This is a genomic window from Aquabacterium sp. UBA2148 (assembly GCF_002328915.1).
GTDB lineage: Bacteria > Pseudomonadota > Gammaproteobacteria > Burkholderiales > Burkholderiaceae_C > Aquabacterium > Aquabacterium parvum.
The window spans coordinates 8401-12281 of record NZ_DCXA01000196.1; the positions used below are offsets into that span (position 1 = coordinate 8401).

Consider the following 3881-nt stretch of genomic DNA (forward strand, 5'->3'; position numbering starts at 1 on the left):
ACGGGCCATGAGGAAGCGGGCCTGGCGGGCTTGTTCTTGCGGGCTTGCAGCCACCTCGCCGAAACGCCGAGCCCACAGCTCGTGAGCTCGCTCCAGCTCGGTGTCCCGCAGGCTGCGCACCACGGCCTCGGCCACGTGGCTGGGCAGCTGGTGCTGCGCCAACTCGGCTTTGATGCGGGCCGAGCCAAATCGCGCCGCCTTGCGGTGCACGACCGATTCGGCGAACCGCTCCAGGCACAGAAAGCGCCTGGCCGCCATGTCATCGAGCACGGCTTCCAGTTGCTCGGGCGACTCCGCGTGCGGCGCCAGCTTGCGGCGCAACTCCACACGGGAGTGTTCGCGCATGGAGAGCAGCTTGAGGGCCCGCCCTTTCAGGGACAAACCCGGGCGGCCTCGGCTAGCCGCCCCACCTGCTTCGGCCGCTTGCGGGAGATCGGGCGAAAAATCATCTTCGTCCGTCATGGGGCACCCGCAAAGCTCGGTCAGTGTGAAACGACGTCACCAAGGCGGATCAAGCGGCCTTGTCGTCGTACTCGTCGTTGGCGGCTGCGGGCGGGCGCTGGGCCACCCCCAGGGAGTCGCGAATCTTGTTTTCGATTTCGCGCGCCAGGTCGGGGTTCTCACGCAGGAATTCGCGTGCGTTGTCCTTGCCTTGGCCGATTTTTTCACCGCTGTAGGCGTACCAGGCGCCTGATTTGTCGACCACCTTGGCGGTGACACCCAGGTCGATGACTTCGCCTTCGCGGCTGATGCCTTCGCCATAGAGGATGTCGAACTCGGCGGTCTTGAACGGGGGCGAGACCTTGTTCTTGACAACCTTGACCTTGGTTTCGTTGCCGACCACCTCGTCACCGCGCTTGATGGAGCCGGTGCGGCGGATGTCCAGGCGCACCGAGGCGTAGAACTTCAGGGCGTTGCCGCCGGTGGTGGTTTCGGGCGAGCCGAACATCACGCCGATCTTCATGCGGATCTGGTTGATGAAGATGACGGTGCAGTTGGTCTTCTTGATGTTGGCCGTGAGCTTGCGCAGGGCCTGGCTCATCAGGCGGGCCTGCAGACCCGGCAGGGCGTCGCCCATTTCGCCTTCGAGTTCGGCCTTGGGCGTGAGCGCGGCCACCGAGTCGACGATGATCAGGTCGACCGAGCCAGAGCGAACCAGGGCGTCGACGATTTCGAGGGCCTGCTCGCCGGTGTCGGGCTGGGAGATCAGCAGGTCTTGCAGGTTGACGCCGAGCTTTTGAGCGTATTGGGCGTCCAGCGCGTGTTCGGCGTCGATGAAGGCGCAAACACCGCCAATTTTCTGCATTTCAGAGACCACCTGCAGGGTCAGCGTGGTCTTGCCGGAGGATTCAGGGCCGTAGATTTCGATGACACGGCCACGGGGCAAGCCGCCAACGCCCAGGGCGATGTCCAGGCCCAGGGAACCGGTGGAGACGACCTGGATGTCTTCGATGGCCTCGCCTTCACCGAGGCGCATGATGGAGCCCTTGCCGAACTGCTTTTCGATCTGGGCGAGGGCGGCCTGCAGAGCCTTGGCCTTTTCGGTGCTGAGGGTCGACTTGGGTTCCATGGGTGATCTCCGGCGCGGGGCCTGTGTGATGACAGTGAATGCCGTGATTATGGCAAAGACTGGATGTTTGTACAGTACCTTGCTCGCAAATATTCGCCCCCCTGATTCACGCCCCCGGAAGTGGGTCGTCGTGCGGGCCCTGCGACCCATCCTGAACGATCAAGGTGGGACCCGCTGATGACAGCCACACCGCCGCACCCATGCTGCGCTGCAGCAAAAATCATCTAGACTGGATCGCATGACCGCCGCCCGCCCCCGCGCCAAATCGCGCCCTCGCCCCGCCGCCCGCCCCCGACTCAACCTGGCGCTGCAAGGCGGCGGCTCTCACGGGGCTTTCACGTGGGGCGTGCTCGATCGGCTGCTCGACGACGATGGTGTGGACATCTCGGGCATCTCGGGCACCAGCGCCGGGGCCCTCAATGGCGCGGTCGCGCTGTCGGGTTACGTGGATGGGCACGAAGCAGGCGGGCCCCAACAAGCCCGACGCCAGGCCCAGCAGGCCTTGCACGATTTCTGGCGCGATGTCAGTCACCACGGCTCGCTGTTCAGTCCCTTGAGCAACCCGTTCAGCAACCCTTTCGGCACACAAGGGCTGGACGCCATGCTGGGCCCGTTTGGCCTGGGCACCAGTGCATTGATGCAGTGGGGCAACCTGCTGACCCGCTCGTTCAGCCCCTACGAGTTCAACCCGCTGAATCTCAACCCTCTCAAGGACGTGTTGGCCAAGCACGTTCGCGTCGAGTCGCTGCACGAAGGCTGCGCGCACTGCGGCATCCCCTTGTTCGTGACTGCCACCTCGGTGCGCACCGGCCAGGCGCGAGTCTTCAGCGCCGAGGAGCTGAGCATCGACGCCTTGCTGGCCTCGGCCTGCCTGCCCTTCCTGTTCCAGGCCGTGCAGATCGACGATGAGCCCTTCTGGGATGGCGGCTACACAGGCAACCCGGCGCTCTACCCGCTGATCTACCGCACCGAGCTCAACGACATCCTGCTGGTGCGACTGAACCCGCTGGAGCGCGAGGGCACCCCGACGCGCAGCGTGGACATCATGGACCGGCTCAGCGAAATCACGTTCAATGCCAGCCTGATCGGCGAGATGCGGGCCATCGCCTTCGTGGGCCGCCTGTTGCGCGAGAACAAGCTGGACCCGGGTCGCTACAAGCAGCTGCACATGCACATGGTTTCCGACGACGAAGGCATGAATGGCTTTGGCCCCTCGACCAAGTTCAACACCGAATGGGTCTTCCTGGAGCAGTTGCGAGACCTCGGGCGTGCCGCAGCAGACCGCTGGCTGAAGGACCACCGCGCCGACGTGGGGGTGCGCAGCAGCTTGCACATCGAGGAAAGCTTCCTGGGGCGTAAACGGCAGGCTTGATCTGACGCAAGGCCGCGAGCCCCGATCGGCGTCAACATGAAGTCCTGAAAGACCCGTTGAGCACTGAGAGGAGCCGCATGATCCAAGAACACCATCCGCTGGCCAAGGACTTCCCCGAGCTGAAGGACCGCATCCACGCACTCAAGACCAGCAGCGCGCATTTCGTGCGCCTGGAGCGGGAGTACGAAGATCTCGACAAGGAGATCGTGCGGCTGGAAACCGGCGTCGAACACGCTTCGTCGGCCGACCTGGAAGGCAAGAAGCAGCGCCGCGTGAGCCTCAAGGACGAGCTCTACGCGCTGCTCAAGGCCTGAGGCCTTCGTCCCCCACACCACCGAGCAAGGCATTGCAGCGCTCACCTTGACCTGGGTGCGGCGTCTGCGCCTCGGGGCCCTGCGCCACAAGCGCCGGGCCCTTTCCTTTTGTGGCCGTCGGTCACCCACCTTGGCCCCGGCCCGGCACGAGGTGGCCGGCCAACTAAAATGGCGGGATGACCTCCCCTTCCCAGTCTCCCGCCGCCACCACGCCAGCCACCGCCTCCCAAGTCGCCCCCATGCGCCTGTCCGGCCTGGAGCCGGTGCTCATTGGCGAGGGCACGTTGTTCGTCAACGTGGGCGAACGCACCAACGTGACGGGCTCCAAAGCCTTTGCGCGCATGATCCTGGAAGGCCGCTTTGAGGACGCACTGTCCGTGGCGCGCCAGCAGGTGGAAAACGGCGCCCAGGTCATCGACATCAACATGGACGAGGCCATGCTCGACGCCAAGGCGTCGATGGTGCGCTTTCTGAACCTGATCGCCGGTGAGCCCGAAATCGCGCGTGTGCCGATCATGATCGACTCCTCCAAGTGGGAAGTCATCGAAGCCGGCCTCAAGTGCATCCAGGGCAAGGGCATCGTCAACTCGATCTCGCTCAAAGAAGGCGAGGACAACTTCCGCCA

General features: G+C 64.5%; 5 protein-coding genes. 3 read left to right on the forward strand and 2 right to left on the reverse strand.

Going from position 1 to position 3881, the window contains the following annotated elements:
- Window positions 1-381 (reverse strand): recombination regulator RecX (recX, locus tag B2W70_RS10945; protein ID WP_286745668.1); only part of this gene is annotated, 381 nt, incomplete at its 3' end.
- A 130-nt stretch (window positions 382-511) separates the two neighbouring features.
- A complete protein-coding gene (recA, locus tag B2W70_RS10950; RefSeq protein WP_058088329.1) occupies window positions 512-1570 on the reverse strand; it encodes a recombinase RecA in 1059 nt (352 codons plus the stop codon).
- A gap of 238 nt (window positions 1571-1808) precedes the next feature.
- Between recA and B2W70_RS10955 the strand changes: the two genes are divergently transcribed.
- From B2W70_RS10955 to B2W70_RS10965, 3 genes are all read left to right on the forward strand, one after another.
- Window positions 1809-2942 carry a patatin-like phospholipase family protein gene (locus tag B2W70_RS10955; RefSeq protein WP_286745670.1) on the forward strand — a complete coding sequence of 378 codons (1134 nt, stop codon included), beginning with the start codon at window positions 1809-1811 and terminating at the stop codon, window positions 2940-2942.
- Between the two features lie 77 nt (window positions 2943-3019).
- Complete coding sequence (locus tag B2W70_RS10960; protein WP_058088327.1) at window positions 3020-3256, forward strand: YdcH family protein; 237 nt, start codon at window positions 3020-3022, stop codon at window positions 3254-3256.
- A gap of 176 nt (window positions 3257-3432) precedes the next feature.
- A partial coding sequence (locus tag B2W70_RS10965) for a dihydropteroate synthase (protein WP_286745672.1) occupies window positions 3433-3881 on the forward strand: 449 nt, incomplete at its 3' end.